Origin of the sequence: Vibrio sp. 10N.286.49.C3 (assembly GCF_041469545.1) — a bacterium.
GTDB lineage: Bacteria > Pseudomonadota > Gammaproteobacteria > Enterobacterales > Vibrionaceae > Vibrio > Vibrio tasmaniensis_A.
In genome coordinates, this window is record NZ_JBFRKT010000029.1 from 1 (window position 1) to 16,117 (window position 16,117).

Here is a 16,117-nt window from a genome sequence, read left to right on the forward strand (position 1 = left end):
AATTACGCAACAAAGCCCCGTTGGTGTTGTAGAGTCTGGGTTATATTCGTCAAACGAACGCGAGGAACTCGATGGAATAGTAAGACTCGTGATGGAATATAAAGCAGGCAAGCAATAAAAATAAGGATTAATATGATGCGTTACGCTCGGCGGTTACGCTCGGTGGTTACAGTAAGAGTACCGTGTACTTGGTTAGTTCTGTGGGGCTCACTTTCTTACGGGCGTTAGGATTGATATTGATTATTGACACATATAATAAGTTGGTTGGTAAAAAGCATGAAACAAGCTGTAGAAATGAAGAAATTTAACTTACCTATTAAAAAGCTAGGTGCCGGAATTGCCGTTGCTTTTGTTCTCTTTAGTTCCGTTTATACTGTTAATGAGGGGCACATTGGTATTGTTAAGCGCTTTAGTGAAGCTAAAACACAGGTAAGCCCAGGCTTACACTTCAAAGTCCCGTTTATCGACAGCGTTGAAGAAATTGAAGTTCGAACACGCAAGAATGAAGAGAAAATGGCCTCTAGTACAAAGGAGCAGATGCCAGTTACTGTCGTCGTATCCGTTAACTGGACGGTAGATAAATCTGCAGCGTTAGATCTTTTTAGACAGTATGGCGGTCTTCCGCAATTTGAAGCTCGTATTCTTGACCCTAGATTTAGGTCGGCAACCAAGGATGTTATTCCTAAGTATGATGCAGAGCAGTTAATTCAAGATAGAGCGAGTGCTATTCAGGCGATTGAATCCAATTTAATTGAAGAAATGGCCGCGTTTCCAGTAAGCGTAGATAATATACAGATTGAAAATATAGCCCTACCCAAAAAATACCTTACCTCAATCGAAACGAAGCAGACTGAGAAAAACTTAGCAGCTGCCGAGAAACATAAACTGGCTAGACAAAACTTAGAAGCTCAAAGAGCCGTAAATACGGCAAAAGCCGAAGCTGATGGTATTGAGCTTATCGCTATAGCTGAAGCGAAGGCGATTAAATTAAAAGGTTTTGCTGAAGCAGAAGCGATTAATGCAAAGGCCAAAGCTCTTGGGGACAACCCATTAATCATTAAACTGACCGAAGCTCAAAACTGGGACGGAAAGCTGCCAGCAACAATGTTGGGTGGTGAAAATATGCCTATTTTGGACATGAGAGCTAAGTAGCATTAGAGAATTAAAGGTAATCCTAATTCAGAAGGGGTGAGATGTTGCACAGTCAGCATTTACCCCTGAAGCTTGCATAAGCCGAAAGTCACTTTGTTAAGCAAACTGTACGATTAGGTTTGAAGGGCACACCGTGTTGAGGTTTCTCTCAAGGCGAGTGAGGCCAAGGTAAGGTTGTGATAGTGATCTTATCAAGCCGTTAGTCATTTGCTGTTTATTGTCGCCATGTTTACTCTTATTCCACAAATGCCACCAGCCTTGTTCTCGTTGTCTTTCTGCTAAGTGAGTTGCCTCAAGCTTTACACATGCCAAAACCAATATTAAAAATACGGCCGTATGACCTAGTTTACTTAGTGTTCTTGTCCAATATTGTGCATTGTCACACGCTTCAGCGCCTATACGCATGAATGGCATATTTACTATTGTAGTCAGTAGGTTAAAGTGGGTGATGCTTTATGAAGCAGGACTTACTATTTTGGCCTGTGGTATGAGGGCTAAAGTGGTTTTTAGCTAGGTCGATACCGTAGAAATAGGTACCGCATAAATGTGGCAGAACCTCGAAAGGGGGGGATCCATGTCATTCGTAATATGGATTTTAACATCGAGGGTTTTGAATGAAAGCAGTAATCGGAAGTCTAAAGAGGTTTTGGAAACGTTATAAAGAAGAAAATCCAACTATACAGCTTAGCGTTCCATTTGTGGGAGGGTTCGCTGCGAACATTCCTTTAGTTGAAAAAGGGAAGATAAAACGGACTAGAACTGGAATAAATGCTCAAGATAAAATCGGTCTTTTTGTCGAATCTAACACTAATAATTTGGTTAAATTCTATAGTCAATATGAGTTAGAAAAAGAATATAAATTCTGTCGCGCACCATATGCTGAAACCATACCTCTAAGAAAAGGAAATAAAGGCTTTTCTTATGGAAAAAATGTAGATGATTTAGAAGTGTGTTTTATTGACGCGAAATACCAGGTTCCCGACTATTTAAAAGAACATTCAGAAAAAGCAGTAGAACTATTTAAAGCCTTAGGCAAGATAAAAATTGATGAAACATCAGGCGAGTGGCAAAACGATTACTCCATACGTATCACTAATTTTGATGTAACGGAAAACAAAATTCATATCCAACCAGCTACTTACTTTGATCAAGTCGCAACGAATCTAACTTTAGATTGGGCTTCTGGTGTATTAGGGGAAGACCCATTACTAACGATTCGAAATGATTATGAAAAAGCTCATAATGGTCTAATTACTCCTCTAAGATCATCAATACTTTCAAATACTCTAGGCGTGGCTGCTATTGTCGTTAATCCAAATACAAAAGAAGTACTGATACCCATTCGTGGGAATGAACAAGCTATAATGGATAACGGCCTAGGTAAATTCCATTGCTCTGCATCTGGGGTTTTTGCATGGAATGAAAATGATACTATTACGAATACCTTATCATTCGACTTTTTCTGTAAAGGAATAGAAAAGGAAATAAAAAGTGAAATTGGACTTAGACCAGATCAATATAGCCTAATACCGCTTGCGTTTACAAGGGAGCTAGTCCGAGGAGGTAAACCCCAGTTATTTTTTATTGCTGAAACTACATTAGATATTGCTAGTATTCAATCTGAAATGAAAATGGCGGAGGAGAGTTGGGAATTTATTAGTATTGAGAGTGTTGATGAAAGTAATCCACTTTATAAATATATCGAGTTCCCTTTAAATGCCCCCCAAGAGATGTTCACATATGAAGGATGGATGGCCATGAAGATTGCAATGGCATATTTTTATAGAACAGAACCACCTTTCAACGCATGCTAGCTGATATCCACATAAACGAATAAGGATTAAGGCTTCACGCTGGCAACACTAAATCCCTGAGTGTTGAGCAATCCCGGAACCATTGTATTAAGTAAACTGTACGATTAGGCTTGAAGGGCACATTGCTTTGAGGTTTCTCTCAAGGCGAGCGAGGCCAAGGTAAGGTTGTGATAACCAACACAGGCCTCACGCTTATACGCATGAGTGACATATTTGCTATTGTAGTCCGTAATTTAGAGTGGGTTACCGAGTTATGAAGTATGACCTTACTATTTTGGTTTACGGCATGAAGGCTAAAGTGGTTTTTAGCTAATTAGATAGCGCAGAAATAGATACCACATAAATATTGTAGAACCTCGGAAGGGGAAATCCATGTTATTCGTTATATAGAAAGGGAGGTAGAGTGCTAAATCGTATCGCTAAGTTGTTAATGCATTTATTGGCTTCATCTATAACGGCTTTTTTGGCTGGGATTTTGAGTGTAATTCTAACGATGATGGGAGGTTTTCTAATAATTCCTGCTTTTCAAACTTGGTTTATCATGAAGTATCAAAGAGGGAATGTTTTTATATCAAGTATGATTGCGTTTGCCCCTTGGGTTGCCATTCATTTTTATGCAATCAATCAGCCTAATCTCACTCAAGTGGTAATCAATCTAGCATGTCAGTCTGCAATTGCTGGGATTATTTTATACGGACTTAGATATCATGCATATCCGAAAGTTATGGATTATTGGTCAGGTAGATAACTTTGTATAACAAGTATTTAAGAGTGAACCCAATTCGAGTTACCACACTCCTAGTAGTGGGCTAACGTGCTTCAAATTAGAATGTCGCGTGCTCAGGGACAAGGAGCTTATCCAAGCCCCTGAACAAGAAGACGATCAAAATGCCAATTCTCAGTAGCAGCAGGCTAGGCTCCAGTTTGATTTGAAGTTTCTTTTCCATGATATCCCTTGTGATGCACCAATGATGCGATGAATTAAATGTTTATCAAAGGATATCTATAGTCTTTGTGTTATATTTTTTTCAGTGCCTTATGTAGCAAGAAATGTCTGGTTTGTTTGTTTCTCAACGTTATCTGATTCAAAATCTTGCTGTTTGATCAAGCTAATGGCGAGGCTTATTGGCATAGGTTTATAGAAGTAGAAGCCTTGAATGTAGTCGACGCCTAGTTTCGACAAGATCTTCAGTTGTGACTCGTACTCAACGCCTTCAACTATGACTTGCATGCCTAAGGTGCGTGATAGCTGAAGCATGGATTCTAATAGTGGGATACCAAAACTGGATTCGTCGGATATGTTTTTCACGAACACGCGATCAATCTTGAGAATACTGAACGGAAATTGCCTTACAAAGTCTAATCCTGCGTAGCCAGTACCAAAGTCATCTATGGCAATTCTCACACCAAGATCAGATAGCTTTTGCAAGTTGTCCTTAATTTTGACCATATCGGCATCAGAACACTCACCATCCTCTGTCACCTCGAAAACCACTTGTTTGAGAATCTCAGGGTGTCTTTTAAAGATGCTAATCACTTTATTAGTGAAGTTACTGTTGGATACAACGTTTCGGCTGATGTTGACGCTGATGTACTTTGATGCAAACACCTCTTGATTACTTTTCAATGTCGTTAACACTTCATGCAGCACGAAATAGGTCAGCTTCTCAATCAAGCCTAAACTTTCAGCCAATGGAATGAAGATAGCAGGGGAGACGTTACCTTCAATTGGATCGTTCCATCTCAATAATGACTCACAGCCTACGATTTTATTGGTGCTTTGGTTAACGATAGGTTGCATGTGAACATGTAGGTGTTTGTTTTTCAGAGCACTGGATAGCGAATATTCTAAGCTACGTTGGCTCTGTTTTTTATGCTTGAGGGAAAGGCGAATAATGGTCGTAATTCCGGCCATGAGAAAGCCAAACCATAAGTGACTCAGCATGAAGTTAATATAATACTGATGACCAATGTATGAGGTGACGGAGAATGGGTAGATGTCTGATCGTATCCGTACTGTCGCGTTGTATGAGCCGAGGTCGGTAGGGTGAATGTCTCTTTTGATCACCTCAACTTTAGAGTTAATGCCCTGGCTATTCAAATTAGCTTCTACAAGCTCAAAGATGAAGTGCGGAGGAATCATCAGGCTCACTCCTGAGCCTTCCTTAGTCGAGAATATCAGCATAATGGATTGCACCTTAGTAATCGCTGAGTTTGAATACGATAAGGTGGTTAAATTTGGGGCGTCATTGAGCCGCTGCCTGATGGTGTTGTATAAGCGAAATGAAACCTCACCATCGGTGGTTGAACAGTAAAATCGACTCTCCTTGTCGAACACCGCGGCTTCTTTCACCCAATCGGCTTCAAAAACGTTTTGTCGAAGTTGTCTAACAATCGCGTCGCAAGGCTGATCTGGGGTAATTTCAGATAAAAAACGGTCGAACCTTGATTGAATTCCTTCTAACCTCGTTTCTACTAACCTTGATGTGTCTTCGGTTAACGTTTGGTAATGAGACGGTGTTAAAGGAATAAGCAATGCCATGAAAAAAAAGAAAGAAATGGCAAAGAAGAACGAAGTTTTGGCAAAATGGTGGTACTTGATATCCATATTAAGAGAAGCGTGACCGATTGGTGTGTGCATGCAACTTAATTTATAAATTTAGCGATAATAACGCAAGCTTATGCATAAATAGTGTGAACAAAAGTCTGAGTTATTGATATAAATAGCGTAACGCATGGTCGCACTATAGAAATCAGGATGTTAGATATGCTTCCAAGGTTAAGAGTGTCGTTTTTTTGTTCAGTACTTTTGCGTTTTTTGATGAAGCGGATTGTTACCGGTTTTTATCATCAAATTGAAAACTGTAATTTTTGAAATAATGCGAGTGAGTGGATTTGAGCGTAATGATTAAAAATATGATTTGGATGTTGGTGCGTGTGTTTATCGCGTTTCTGATGATTGCTCCTACCTACGCGATCTTTATCTTGTCTAATTCCGCAACACCACGTCTTTTTGAGACCAAACCAGAAGTGTTAGCTTGGCTTTCGTGCTTTCGTGCTTTCTTCTTGTGATTGGTTATGTATTGATTAGGTTTTCTAGAACGAGGTATGTGGGAAAATTATTATCGCTTGGTGTATTGGGGGCGGTAGTGTTAATCATGTATGTCGATGAGCGTTATCGGATTTTTGAAGTCAGTGTTCACGCATGGAGCTTATTTTTAGCCGCTCTGTATTTGATTATGCTCTTGTATTTCATTTTCCCGGTTAAGCAACTTAAGCCGCTACTGAGTTTAGTGCCTGTCGCAGGCGTGTCATGGTTTTTAGTTTGGGCCTTAGTGGGCCCAATAAGCTTAACGTATGAGTTGATTAGCAGTAAAACAACAATTTCAATTGTGAACTATCAAAAGGTAGTCGACTTGCTACCTGAGTTGTACCTAGATGGTTTCCAGTCAGGTTTGTTTTCCATGCTTCTTGTTCTGTGGTTGTATGCTCTTGTGGTTTTTGGACATAATCCTAAACGCAGTTATCAACAATTGGCGTCTTATGTCGTTAAGATTCGTAATGCTTGGCATTAATAGGGCGCATATATGTGCTTTTGAATGAGGGGATAAATAATGAAAAAGGCTTTAACGGTCGTGTTATTAACGTGTTTACCTTTGCTTGCATCAGCATCCGATGATGTTGTCGATTGCGAGAATGCAATGAATACCATAGAGATCAATCACTGTGCGTCGATTGAGTTGGAAACTGCACAAGTGGAGCTTGATCAATACCTTGAAGCGAGCTTTGAACACAATGCTTATGATGCGGAGTTGGTTAGCTCAATCAAGATGGCTCAAGACAGTTGGCAAGCTTACATGACGGCACATTGTGACTCGGTGTATACCCAATGGCGTGATGGTTCAATTCGAGGTCTTATGGCGCTTTCTTGCAAAACTAAGCTGACTAAACAAAGAACGCATGAGGTGTGGGAAAACTTCTTAACCTACATGGACAGCACACCACCAGTTTTGCCAGAGCCCAAGCTGATGAAGTATATGAACTGAGTGCTTATGAGAGTGTGCGCTTGCTTCAACCATTGGCGATCGAGTCAGCAAGCGATGGGGGATTATCTTACCCTGTCGTTCTTAGTCTCAAGTTTGAAGTGTTACCCAGTAAGGATTCGATTTTGAATAGTGTCAGCGTCACTCTTGTCCAGCTTGAAGTTGAATACAAAAATAAACAAATGAACATCTCGCGAGTCTCTGAGCTTTTGGAAGCTGAGACGACAGTGGGTGATATCACGTTGCTGCCTGAACTGTTCTCTACTGGATATATCTTTAACGATGCCGCAGAAATTCATGAACTGTGTGAAGACTTCAATAACAGCCCGACCATTGATTCATTAACTGCGCTTGCCACGAAACATCAGACGTTAATCGTTGCGGGTGTCGCTGAGGAAGATAATGGTCAGTATTACAATAGCGTTGTGGTGGTTGATGGTTCAGGTTTGCGTCATAAATACAGAAAAGTCAGTCAAACGAAATTCGACAAAGAGTACTTTTCTAGAGGAAATGAACTTCTTACTTTTGAATACAAAGGCTTGAAGTTCGGTGTCGCGATTTGCTTTGATATATGGTTCCCGGAGATCATGAGACCGTATCAGTCGGTAGACGTTATTCTCCATCCTGCGAATTTTGGTGGTCATCATAGCTTTGCCATTGCACAAGCAAGAGCGTTAGAAGAAGGGTGTCATATCGTGACCTGTAATCGCGTCGGGCAAGATGTGGTTGATGCCTTTACCGCGACATATTGTGGCGGCAGTAGAACCTATTCACCGAAGGGAGACTTAATGCTTCAACTCAGTGAGCATCAGTCTGTTGAAACGATTAATATTCAAGACTTGTCTATTGCGCCTCAATACAATGGTGTTGATGTGTTAGATGAAATACAACAGATAGCGTCTGCGTTGAATCGTTAACAAGACAAGTGAAGCGTATTAGGATCGAAAAGGGCAAGGTTAGATAACCTTGCCCTTTGTTATTTAGGTCTGTTGTGTAGGATGTTGCCTTGGCTAGTTGCTTTGCTGCACTGCTCGGCTCTGTTGTTTGGAGCAGTTATTTAGATTTGTAGAAAGGCGCACTAAATCGCTTTAACGCTGCTTCGTTCAACTAACGTTGGCTCTAACTCAACAACCTGCGGATACGCATCAGGTGTTTTGAGTCGGTTCAATAGAGTATCTACGGCTGCTTTACCTAAACGGTGTTTTGGCTGGTGGATAGTGCTCAAAGCTGGGGTCATGTATTTAGACAAGTGGATGTCATCGTAGCCAATAATCGAAAGATCATTTGGAATCGATGTGCCATCTTGAGCCGCAGCGTGAATCACACCCATTGCCATCATGTCATTGCTAACAAACAGTGCCGATGGCATTTCGCCACGCGCTTTTAAGGTTTGGTATGAGTCAAAACCGCCATCGCATTCGAAGTTTGATTCAACAATCCATTTAGGGTTGATCTCGAGCTTCGCTTCTTCCATCGCTTGCTTGAAGCCTTGATAACGAGAAGATGCTTGATTGCGGTGCAGTGGGCCAGTGATACAACCAATTTGAGCGTGACCGTTATCGATCAAGTGCTTGGTTGCCATGTAGCCGCCTTGATGCGAGTTATCTTGGATCTTATCACTCGCGAACAACATTGGGCCCCAATCCATTACAACAATAGGTAATTCTGGGTAGCGTTCAAATACATCAATGTGCTCGCCTTCAAGGGTTGAGCACATCAGCATTAGGCCATCGACACGCTTCTGCAGCAAGGTATCGATAGATGATTTCATGCGCTCGCTGTCGCCTTCGGTGTTACACAAGATAAGGTTGTAACCTTTCTCGTAGCAACGACGCTCAACACCTTTTACTACTTCACCAAAGAATGGGTTAGTAGAGGTAGTTACTAGCATACCTAAGGTTTTGGTCTGCTTCATTTTCAAGCTACGAGCCAATGCAGAGGGTGCGTAGTTGAGTTCTTTAGCCGCACTGTTAACACGCTCAGCTATCTCTTCACTGACAAAACGTGACTTGTTGATCACATGGCTGACGGTTGAAGTTGAAACCTTTGCTAGCCGAGCGACGTCTTTCATTGTTGCCATAAAAAATCCTTGTGGGAGTAACTTGCCACGTTACGCGATATTCTGCCTGAATACAGGGGCTTATGCTTGTTATTTGTTGTTACCGAATTTGAAGGCTCACATCCGTTAACTACGGTTTAGCTCAGGAGTTAAGCCTTCAAATGGGTCTAAAGTTAGGCAGATAATTGCTCTGATAAAAACGCATCGGTTTCAGAACGGTTCGGAATCGACGTTTGAGCACCAAAACGAGTTACGGAAATAGCAGCAGCGGCATGAGCAAACTTAATCGCGCGCTCAAGTGGCATGTCTTCAAGCAAGCCTGTCACCAATGCGCCGTTGAAGGTATCACCAGCAGCGGTTGTGTCTGTCGCTTCAACGCGAAACCCTGCAATGAGCTCGCCTTTGTCGTTTTTACTTACCCAAACGCCCTTCGCGCCAAGTGTGATCATCACAGTCTCGATGCCCTTTGCGTGCAAAGCCAAAGCTGCCTGATGAGCGGATGCGCTGTCAGTCACGGTAATGCCTGTCAAAACTTCTGCTTCGGTTTCGTTGGGTGTAATCACATCAACACAAGCAAGCAATGAATCCGATAATGGACGAGCAGGAGCCGGGTTTAGAATAACTTGAGTGCCATTCTCTTTTGCTACTTTTGCTGCGTATTCAATGCCTTCAATTGGCGTTTCAAGTTGAGTTAGAAGGTATTTAGCGCCACGAATCTTCTCTAGATGCGGTTCAATTTGGTCGCAAGTCAGCTTGTTGTTGGCTTCAGCAGAAAGACAAATGCTGTTTTCACCTGTTGCTGATACTTGGATCATCGCGATGCCTGTCGGCGTGTTGTCTGCAACGATAACACCATCGATGTTGATGCCATCTTTAGCAAAATCTTGACGAATATTGATGCCGAATGGGTCGTCACCGACACAGGCGATAAAGCCGATATCTGCGTTTAATCGCGCAGCAGCGACCGCTTGGTTTGCGCCTTTACCGCCAGGGATGACCTGATAGTTACCGCCAATCAAGGTTTCACCCGGACGAGGGAACGAAGGAACTTGCAGTACGTGGTCAGCGTTAACGCTACCTAGAACAATCAGTTGAGTCATGATACGAGCCTTATGATATATCGTATTTGAAAATGCATGGGTCTTTCTCATGGTGTTGAGTGCGCTCTCGTTTGTGAGCGGTATGAGAAACAGCGATGCACTGTCGGAGTTTTGCTTTTTGTCTTGAGTCAGTGAGCCAATGAGCAAGTGAGTCAAGAAAGCAGGGGATAGGGGACCCCTGCTTAATTAGGTCAAGAGTTAAGCTAAGTTAGTTGGTAATAGATAAGTTACTTAGCGATGATTTTTAGAGCTACTGGTACGTACTCGTCTACTGTCTCGCCTTTCAGTACTTTGTCTGCTATTTCAATACCTAAAGAACCGATTAGGTCAGGTTGTTGTGCAACCGTTGCGCCTAGTAGGCCGCGGTTAACAGCAGCGATACCGTCTTCAGTGCCATCAAAGCCAACGATCATCACTTCTTTACCTGAAGCTTGAACGGCGCGAAGAGCACCTAGTGCCATTTCATCGTTTTGAGCGAATACCGCTTGTACATCTGGGTTAGCAGCAAGCAAGTTTTCCATTACGTTCAGACCTTTAGTACGGTCGAAATCAGCAGGTTGGCTTGCAAGAAGCTCAAGGTCGCTGCCGTTTACTGCGTTCATGAAGCCTTCGCCACGTTCACGAGCAGCCGATGTACCCGCGATACCTTCAAGTTGGATTACTTTCGCTTTCTCGCCCACTTTTTCCATGATGTAGTGACCCGCCATTTCACCGCCAATTACGTTATCAGAAGCAATGTGGCTCACTACGTCACCACGGCTTGCACCACGGTCTAGTGTCAGTACTGGGATGTTTGAACGGTTAGCAATACGAATCGCATTAGACACAGCGTCTGAATCCGTTGGGTTAATCAGGATTGCCTTAACACCACGAATGGTTAGATCTTCAATGTTCGAAAGCTCTTTGCTTGGATCGTTTTGAGAATCAAGAACGATAAGCTTGTAGCCTAGCTCTTCTGCTTTCGCTTCTGCGCCATCTTTCATGGTTACAAAGAATGGGTTATTCAGTGTAGACAGAACGATTGCCATTGTATCTTGCGCCTGTGCAGACACAGATACTGTTGTAGAAAGAAGGGCAGCAGAAATAAGAGTCGCTAATTTTTTCATGGTGTAAGTCCTTTATGTAGGGTGAGCTAGGTTGGATAACCCTAGCTCGTTGTTACATTATTTATAGATTTAATGTTTATAGGTTTGTTACTGATAGATCTTTTTATTAAAGGTGCTTTTTCTATGGGTTTTCTATAGATAAAGCAGGGTGTTGCATTGACTCAAACTAGAGTCTTATTTGTTTTTGTTGTCGACCAATACTGCCAGAAGAATAACCACTGCTTTTGCAATCATCTGGTAGTAAGAAGATACGTCTAATAGGTTTAGGGCGTTGTTTAGGAAGCCGATTATCAGTGCACCTATCAATGTACCCATGATGCGACCACGACCGCCCGCTAAGCTTGTGCCGCCAAGAACCACGGCTGCTATGGCGTCTAGCTCATAACCCATACCTGCGGTAGGTTGAGCAGATGACAAACGCGATGCCACGATGATGCCAGCCACTGCAGCTAGCAGGCCACAGATTGCGTAAACGCCGATTTTCACTTTGTCTACATCAATACCCGATAGGCGAGTTGCTGATTCGTTGCCACCCAGTGCGTAAACGTAACGACCAAAGCGTGTGTGGTTAAGTAGGTACCATACTGCTGCGAATACCACGACCATGATCCATACTGGAACTGGGATGCCCATTGCGTAGCCTGTACCGAACCAAGCGAATGCGTCTGCTGTGTCAGTGAAGCCTGTTGAGATAGGGCGACCGTCGGTGTAAACCATGGTTACGCCGCGAAGTAGTGTCATGGTTACAAGCGTTGCGATGAAGGCTTGAACTTTACCCTTAGCGATAATCACACCGCTAATAGCACCTAATGCTGCACCAGCTACTAGAGCGGTTGGCACTGCGATCATCACAGGGATTTCCATGCCAATCATGCTGGCTGCGAATGCACCACAAAGCGCAAGTACAGAGCCGACACTCAAGTCGATACCCGCGGTTAAAATAACCAGTGTCATACCTACTGCGATAATCGCGTTAACCGAGGTTTGACGCAGGATATTCAGAATGTTGTCGACAGTAAAAAAGTTTGGGTTTAAGAAAGAAACGACAACAATCAGGAAGATCAAAGCAATCAATGACTTTTGATCAATCAGCCATTCTTTGCTGATTAACGGTTTTTTCTTTGGCGCTTCAGTTTCAGTTGTTTTGCTCATGGTTTTAATACTCATGCTGCGTCCTCGTTGATCTTTTTACCGACCGCACACGCCAGTAATAATTCTTGGTTTGCTTCTTTAGCATCAAATTCACCGCTTACACGGCCTTCATGCATCACCATGATGCGGTCACTCATTCCTAACACTTCTGGCATTTCAGATGAGACCAAAATAATGCTCATGCCATCGGCTTTAAACTTATTAATGAGTTGGTAAATCTCTTTCTTAGCACCGACATCGACACCACGCGTTGGCTCATCGAGAATCAGTACTTTTGGTTTGGTCATCAAGCCCTTAGCGATAGCCACTTTCTGTTGGTTACCACCAGAAAGGTTGCCAATAATCTGTTCGCGCGTCGGGGTTTTGATGTTGAAGAGCTTGATGAAGTCATCAACCGCCATTACTTCATCTTTATGTTGGATTTGACCGCTCTTTGTCAGTAGGTCAAGTGAACATAAAGACATATTCTCTTTCACTGAAAGCCCTAGAACTAAGCCATCGCCTTTACGGTCTTCAGAGATGTAAGCAATGCCATTCGCCAAGCCATCTTTCGGGCTTACAGGGTTGATGGTTTTGTTTTCTAGGTTGATGACGCCGCGTTCACTTGGAAGGGCACCGTAAATCACTTTCATCAGTTCGGTACGACCTGCACCCATTAGGCCAGATACACCAAGGATCTCGCCGCGCTTTAGAGTAAAGCTCACGTCATGAACACCAGAACCAGTCAGGCCAATCACTTCAAGGCAGGTTTCACCGTGGCTCTGTCCGATACGTGGATATTGCTCGTCCAGTTTACGGCCAACCATCATCTCGATTAGGCCATCTTCGTCGGTGTCTTTTACTTCACATTGTCCAATGAACTTACCGTCACGAAGCACGGTGATGTCATCACAAATCTCAAAGATCTCTTTCAAACGGTGAGAGATGTAAACAATGCCACAGCCTTCATCACGTAGTTCGTTAATTACTTTAAATAGAGACTCAGTTTCGGTATCGGTTAGTGCATCCGTTGGCTCATCCATGATGATGACCTTAGATTCAAACGATAGGGCTTTCGCTATCTCTACCATTTGCTGCTCACCAAGGCTTAGCTGACCTAAAGGAGTTTTTGAACTGTGTTTTACGTTAAGGCGTTTAAGTAGCTTGTCCGCTTCTTGGTACATTTCGTTCCACAAGATACGTCCCATGGTGCCTGTGATTTCACGACCTAAGAAGATGTTCTCGGCGATGGTTAGCTCAGGAATTAGGTTCAACTCTTGGTGAATGATGCTAATGCCGGCTTGTTGTGAATCACGTGGTCCTTTAAATGCTGCGGGTTTACCTTGGTATGCGATAGTGCCGCCGTCCAAGTGGTAAATGCCGGTAAGCACTTTCATCAACGTTGATTTACCTGCACCGTTTTCCCCCATTAACGCCATTACGCGCCCTGGGTAAACGTTGAGGCTCGCCTTATCTAGTGCTTTAACACCTGGGAAGGCTTTCTCAATTGAGCTAAGTTCTAAAATGGCTTGAGTCATGTCGGTTCCTTTACTCGGGGCCAGTTGTATTTGATTGTTTTGGTTCAGTGATGACACTGAGCTGTCGTTGCGCTTAGGTTCAAACGCTGAGCTTGAGCTAAAAGGTTACGCCAGCTTGGAAAATAACATTTGCGTATGGCGTGCATTCGCCAGTGCGAATAACCGCGCGGCTGTCATGCGTTCGCTCTTTGAATTCTTCATGAGTGATGTAAGTAATCGAAAGCGATTTGCCGCAACGCGCTTCTTCTGTCTTAACTAAATCAATCAGTGCAGCGTGATGATCTGGGCTTACTTTCGCAAACTCTTCTGCAATCACAACGCCTTCAATCTGAGATTCATCCAGCATGGTTTTTACTGTTTGCTGAAAGCTCGGAACACCATGAGTTAAGGCAAGATCAATACGAGTTACGTGATCTGGAATCGGCAAGCCCGCGTCACAAATCGTGATTTCATCTGTGTGGCCAAGAGTCGCCACTAAGTAAGAGAGTTCAGAATTAATTAGAGTACTTTTTTTCATATCACGACCTATCGAAAAATAACGTTTAATGGGTTGAGAACAACTCAAGAAAAACCATCGAAACGTTTCGATGGTGATAATAGTGTCTGATTTATCATTTGCACTCTTCACTTTCCTAGAGTGTGATAACGATCATCGAAACGTTTCGATGGGGCGTTTTTTAGTGATCTTAATCAACGCCATTGATTGCATAAATACGTTCACAATGGAGATATAAAGAGTGCGCTACGGCGTGTTGCTCATACAGTTTTGACACAATGTAGTGTCGCTTAAATTTAATTAAGTGGGGTCAACCGACAAAATGTAGCCAAACTTGGTGATTGTGGTTATCTGAATGTCCGGTGTTCTTAAGCGCGTAAAAACATTACGCAGATTATAGATGACGTTAGCAAGTATGTGAGGAGAGGTGAGTTCCCCTTCCCAGCACATATCAATAATATCTTCCCTAGAAACGGGATCCCCTAGATTTTCTGTTAGTAAACAGAGCACCGAAAGTAGGTGAGGGCGTAAAGTGATTTTATTCCCCTGTTCATTAGTAATCGTTCGAGAGTCAGTATCAATGATTAAGCCGTTGAGCTCTATTGTGTGGTTCATCGTGTTTCTATTCGTCTTATTCTGAATGGTTGAGATTGAGTTAAGTCGCAAGCTACTAAAGCGTGCGGATTATGCAAAATCACGCCACTCTTGAAAGTAAGCTTGCGTAAGTGCGAGGTGGAAAAACCTAAAAACCGGATGATTTGGAAGGGAATAGATTGTTCAAACAAACGTTAGGTGTTTTTTTATTTCTTTTTTATTCAGGCTCTTATGGTGTTTTAACTAATTCTGTTGTCTGGGGTTATAAAGTGATTACATTTTTATTTATTTTTTTGTTTTCTGTGAGCCTATCATGTTCGCGAATTCGACGGGGTGTCGGGTAACTCTAACAAGATTGTGCAGCACAGGAAGGCGTAACAATCTTGATTTGCATTAAGTAAGGTCAAGTAGTAATGGGCAATAAATTAATTCTAAGCATCGCAATGATGTCAGCATTTGCAGCAAACAATGTAATGGCAGCGGACAGTGGTTTGTATCTAGGTGGTGCCATTGGTACTTCTGGCGTCGATGATGGTGGACTATTTTCATCAATTAAAGAGCCAGTGACGTTTGAAGCAGAAGACAATGCTTACCGTATCATTGCTGGCTATAAGTTTAACCGTATTGTATCACTTGAGCTTCAGTACACGGATTATGGTGATGTGGTTGCTAAATATCCTTTAAGAAGCAACGCTGGCTTTACATGGACTCCTCAAGTCTTTTCGATTGCTGCAAACCTTGGTTATACGTTTGATAATGGCGTTCGCCCATTTGGTACAATTGGCTTATCTTCAATCGATCTCGATATGAAGTATGCAGACGGTTCACGTCCTTCAAGTTCTGATTTCGATGATTCAGGTGCAGGTGTACGAGTTGGTTTTGGCGTTGAGTACACCCCAGAAAAGCTTTCTGAGTTAAGCCTGAGACTTGGTTATGAAGCCGATGCATTTACAGTAGAAGTTGACGAGGGCAACTCTTGGAACCGAAAAAAGGTAGAGAAAGATATCGTATTGGCTTCATTCTATCTTGGCGCAATGTACACATTCTAAGTTTCACACTTTGCTAAACGGTAAATCGGTTTCTA

The 16,117-nt window shown here is 42.6% G+C and carries 14 protein-coding genes and 3 pseudogenes; 7 read left to right on the forward strand and 10 right to left on the reverse strand.

All coding sequences use genetic code 11. The features are described from left to right. Positions 1–276 precede the first annotated feature (276 nt). Positions 277–1,152, forward strand: coding sequence for a prohibitin family protein (locus AB4180_RS13310; RefSeq protein ID WP_102249205.1), 876 nt, complete (start codon positions 277–279; stop codon positions 1,150–1,152). Positions 1,153–1,482: 330 nt separating this feature from the next. Here the strand turns inward: AB4180_RS13310 and AB4180_RS13315 are convergent. Continuing rightward, a pseudogene (locus AB4180_RS13315) lies at positions 1,483–1,705 on the reverse strand (IS110 family transposase); the annotation flags it as partial. A gap of 61 nt (positions 1,706–1,766) precedes the next feature. Here AB4180_RS13315 and AB4180_RS13320 point away from each other — a divergent pair. Then, positions 1,767–2,966 carry a hypothetical protein gene (locus AB4180_RS13320; protein WP_102249207.1) on the forward strand — a complete coding sequence of 400 codons (1,200 nt, stop codon included), beginning with the start codon at positions 1,767–1,769 and terminating at the stop codon, positions 2,964–2,966. Between the two features lie 187 nt (positions 2,967–3,153). On the opposite strand, the pseudogene AB4180_RS13325 reads toward AB4180_RS13320, so the two are convergent. After that, positions 3,154–3,300: pseudogene (locus tag AB4180_RS13325) on the reverse strand (IS110 family transposase); the annotation flags it as partial. Positions 3,301–3,369: 69 nt separating this feature from the next. On the opposite strand from AB4180_RS13325, the gene AB4180_RS13330 reads away from it, so the two are divergent. Next, complete coding sequence (locus AB4180_RS13330) at positions 3,370–3,714, forward strand: hypothetical protein (RefSeq protein ID WP_241909248.1); 345 nt, start codon at positions 3,370–3,372, stop codon at positions 3,712–3,714. A gap of 288 nt (positions 3,715–4,002) precedes the next feature. On the opposite strand, the gene AB4180_RS13335 is transcribed toward AB4180_RS13330, so the two are convergent. Continuing rightward, positions 4,003–5,574 carry an EAL domain-containing protein gene (locus AB4180_RS13335; protein ID WP_102249250.1) on the reverse strand — a complete coding sequence of 524 codons (1,572 nt, stop codon included), beginning with the start codon at positions 5,572–5,574 and terminating at the stop codon, positions 4,003–4,005. Positions 5,575–5,870: 296 nt separating this feature from the next. Here AB4180_RS13335 and AB4180_RS13340 point away from each other — a divergent pair. The 3 genes and pseudogenes from AB4180_RS13340 (at position 5,871) to AB4180_RS13350 (ending at position 7,926) form a co-directional block, all read left to right on the forward strand. Beyond that, positions 5,871–6,541, forward strand: a pseudogene (locus AB4180_RS13340) (hypothetical protein). Positions 6,542–6,580: 39 nt separating this feature from the next. Next, positions 6,581–7,012: a lysozyme inhibitor LprI family protein gene (locus AB4180_RS13345; RefSeq protein ID WP_102249208.1), complete on the forward strand. Its 432-nt coding sequence runs from the start codon at positions 6,581–6,583 to the stop codon at positions 7,010–7,012. 122 nt (positions 7,013–7,134) lie between these two features. Beyond that, positions 7,135–7,926: a carbon-nitrogen hydrolase family protein gene (locus AB4180_RS13350; protein WP_102249251.1), complete on the forward strand. Its 792-nt coding sequence runs from the start codon at positions 7,135–7,137 to the stop codon at positions 7,924–7,926. Between the two features lie 161 nt (positions 7,927–8,087). Here AB4180_RS13350 and AB4180_RS13355 read toward each other — a convergent pair whose 3' ends face one another. The 7 genes from AB4180_RS13355 to AB4180_RS13385 all read right to left on the reverse strand — a co-directional run bounded on the left by AB4180_RS13355 (position 8,088) and on the right by AB4180_RS13385 (position 15,054). Then, positions 8,088–9,089 (reverse strand): substrate-binding domain-containing protein, encoded by a 1,002-nt coding sequence (locus AB4180_RS13355; RefSeq protein ID WP_017098988.1) that lies wholly within the window; start codon positions 9,087–9,089, stop codon positions 8,088–8,090. Positions 9,090–9,241: 152 nt separating this feature from the next. Continuing rightward, entirely contained in the window at positions 9,242–10,168 is a 927-nt protein-coding gene (gene rbsK / locus AB4180_RS13360; protein ID WP_102249209.1) for a ribokinase, read from the reverse strand. A 227-nt stretch (positions 10,169–10,395) separates the two neighbouring features. Then, positions 10,396–11,274 (reverse strand): ribose ABC transporter substrate-binding protein RbsB, encoded by an 879-nt coding sequence (gene rbsB / locus AB4180_RS13365; RefSeq protein WP_012600805.1) that lies wholly within the window; start codon positions 11,272–11,274, stop codon positions 10,396–10,398. 174 nt (positions 11,275–11,448) lie between these two features. Next, on the reverse strand, positions 11,449–12,441 hold the full coding sequence (rbsC, locus tag AB4180_RS13370; RefSeq protein ID WP_102249210.1) for a ribose ABC transporter permease: 993 nt from the start codon (positions 12,439–12,441) through the stop codon (positions 11,449–11,451). Then, on the reverse strand, positions 12,438–13,943 hold the full coding sequence (gene rbsA / locus AB4180_RS13375; protein ID WP_102249211.1) for a ribose ABC transporter ATP-binding protein RbsA: 1,506 nt from the start codon (positions 13,941–13,943) through the stop codon (positions 12,438–12,440). Before rbsA ends, rbsC begins: the two co-directional genes overlap by 4 nt. 97 nt (positions 13,944–14,040) lie before the next feature. Further along, a complete protein-coding gene (rbsD, locus tag AB4180_RS13380) occupies positions 14,041–14,460 on the reverse strand; it encodes a D-ribose pyranase (RefSeq protein WP_009844907.1) in 420 nt (139 codons plus the stop codon). A gap of 279 nt (positions 14,461–14,739) precedes the next feature. Beyond that, positions 14,740–15,054 carry a winged helix-turn-helix domain-containing protein gene (locus AB4180_RS13385; RefSeq protein ID WP_009844908.1) on the reverse strand — a complete coding sequence of 105 codons (315 nt, stop codon included), beginning with the start codon at positions 15,052–15,054 and terminating at the stop codon, positions 14,740–14,742. Positions 15,055–15,446: 392 nt separating this feature from the next. Between AB4180_RS13385 and AB4180_RS13390 the strand changes: the two genes are divergently transcribed. Continuing rightward, positions 15,447–16,082 carry a porin family protein gene (locus AB4180_RS13390; protein WP_009844909.1) on the forward strand — a complete coding sequence of 212 codons (636 nt, stop codon included), beginning with the start codon at positions 15,447–15,449 and terminating at the stop codon, positions 16,080–16,082. Positions 16,083–16,117: the final 35 nt, after the last annotated feature.